The 2,303-nt window shown below is 74.9% G+C and carries 2 protein-coding genes and 1 pseudogene; all 3 read left to right on the plus strand.

Annotated features, from left to right (window positions below; all coding sequences use genetic code 11):
- Positions 1 to 790 (plus strand): MFS transporter (locus AB0J52_RS36910; protein ID WP_500187552.1); only part of this gene is annotated, 790 nt, incomplete at its 5' end.
- A gap of 68 nt (positions 791 to 858) precedes the next feature.
- Positions 859 to 2,061, plus strand: coding sequence for a carboxylate-amine ligase (locus AB0J52_RS36915; protein ID WP_500187553.1), 1,203 nt, complete (start codon positions 859 to 861; stop codon positions 2,059 to 2,061).
- Positions 2,058 to 2,303: pseudogene (locus tag AB0J52_RS36920) on the plus strand (hypothetical protein); the annotation flags it as partial. The gene AB0J52_RS36915 and the pseudogene AB0J52_RS36920, both read left to right, overlap by 4 nt.

The following is a 2,303-nucleotide window of genomic DNA, read 5'->3' on the forward strand; positions in this document are numbered from 1 at the left end:
GGCGGGCTGGCCGACGTGGGTCTGGGTGTGCCTGGCCGCGAGCCTGCCGGCCCTGGCGCTGTTCGCCGTCCTCGAACGCCGGATCGCCGCGCGCGGCGGCGACCCCCTCGTCCGGATCGCGCTGTTCCGCAGCCGGTCGTTCTCCGTCGGGCTCGTCCTGGTCCTGCTGCTCTACGTCGTGGTGACGTCCTACTACCTCGTGCTGTCGGTGTCGCTGCAGGACGGCCTCGGCATGTCGGCGCTCGGCGCGGGCCTGGTCTACACCCCTTCGGCGGCGGCCTTCTTCGTGTCCAGCCTGCTCGCGAGCCGCCTGGTCCCCGTCCACGGGCACCGCGTGCTGATCATCGGGGCGGTCGTCCTGACGCTCGGCTACGCCGCCACCGCCGTCCTGCTGCTCGGCGGCGCGCCCTTCACCCCGGCGGTGGTCGTCCCGACGCTCGTGCTGCAGAGCGCGGGCGGCGGGCTGGTGATCACCCCGTCGCTCAACGCGGTGCTGGGCCGGATCTCCCCCGACGACGCCGGAGTGGCCTCGGGGGCGCTGTCCACCGTCCAGCAGATCGGCGGCGCGCTCGGCGTGGCGGTCATCGGAGCGGTCTTCTTCGGCGCCTTCGACACCACCTCCCACACCCGCGAGAGCGCCGGCGGGCACGCCCTGGCGATGGCCTCGCTGGCCACCTGCGCGGCCGCCGCCGCGGCGACCGTCCTGGTGGTCCTGCTGCGCGGACCGGCCCGGACGGCCGAGCCGCCCGCGGCGCGTCCGGCCGAACCCGTTCCGGCGCGGGAGGCCTGACCGCGCCGCCGCGCGGGCCGGCCTCGACCGTCCCGATTGGAGTGGATCAGATGGGGAAGCATCCCGCTATGACCACCATGGGGGTGGAAGAGGAGTTTCTCCTGGTAGATCCCACCGACCTCCGGACCGTCCCGCAGGGGAAGGACGTGGTGAAGCGCGCCCGGGAGGCGCGTTTCGCGGCGGTCCCGGGGGCGGTGGAGCTGCACGAGGAGCTCGCCTCCAGCCAGGTGGAGGCGGTCACCGGCGTCTGCGGCTCGCTGGACGGCCTCCGCGCCGAGCTGGTCGCCGGACGGGAGGCCGTGGCCCGGGCGGCGCGGTCGGAGGGCGTGGTGGCCGTCTCCTCCGGGACGGCGGCGCTTCCGGGGACCGAGGCGCGTTCGGTCAACGACGACGAGCGGTTCGCCGGGATCGGGCGGCTGTACGCGGAGGTGGCGGCGGACTACGAGGTGTCGGGCTGCCACGTCCACGTCGGCGTTCCCGACGCGGAAACGGCCGTCGCGGTCATCAACCACATGCGCCCGTGGCTGCCCACGCTGCTGGCCCTGTCGGCGAACTCGCCCTACACGGACGGCCGCGACACCGGGTACGCGAGCTGGCGGATGATGCAGCAGGCGCGCTTCCCGGGCTCGGGCGTCCCGCCGCGGTTCGCTTCGGCGGCCGAGTACCGGCTGGCCGTGGAGCGCCTGGTGGAGTGCGGGGTGCTGGTCGACCCGTCCATGTCCTTCTGGCTGGCCCGGCCCTCACCCCGGTTCCCGACGGTGGAGGTCCGCGCCGCCGACGCCGTCCCGACCGTGGACGACGCCGTCCTGCTGGCCGCCCTGACCCGCGGGCTCGTCCAGACGGCGCTGGACGAGCTGGCGGACGGACGCGAGGGGCCCGAGCTGGACGACCAGGTGTGCGCCGCCGCGGTCTGGTCGGCCGCGCGGTACGGGCTGGACGGCCCGGCCGTGCACCCGGGACCGGGACGGTCCGTCCCGGCCACCGATCTCGCCCACGAGCTGCTGAACCTGGTCTCGCCCGCGCTGGAGGAGACCGGCGACCTTCCGCTGGTCCGGCGGCTCTGGGCGCGCCTGCTGCACCGGGGAACGGGCGCGCGGCGGCAGCGCGTGGCCGCGCGGGCGGACGGCGCCGTCCAGGCGGACGGCGGGACCCGCGCCGCGGTGGCGTATCTCGCCGAGGTCATGGAGTCCGACCAGGTCCGCGACGCATGGGTGTGCCCGGAGCGGGTACCTGAGCCGAACCCCGCAGCCGATCACCAGGAGATGCGATGACGCTCGGTTCCCTGACCGTGCCGGACGTGGCGGGCGCACCGCTGCCCGCGGCGCGCGGTCCACTGTCGGAGGCGGTGCTGAGCGCGCTGTCCGAACCGCCGGACAACGGCGGCGCCGCGGCCCTCCAGGAGGCGGGGGCGGGCCCCCCCCCCGGGGGAAAGGGGAGATCGGGAGAGCGGGGGGTAGGGGAAGAGTGTAGTGTGTTATGTGTAGATATCGGTGGTGGCCGGATCATTAAAAAA

The sequence above is a fragment of the Spirillospora sp. NPDC049652 genome, assembly GCF_040675125.1.
Taxonomy (GTDB): Bacteria; Actinomycetota; Actinomycetes; order Streptosporangiales; family Streptosporangiaceae; genus Spirillospora.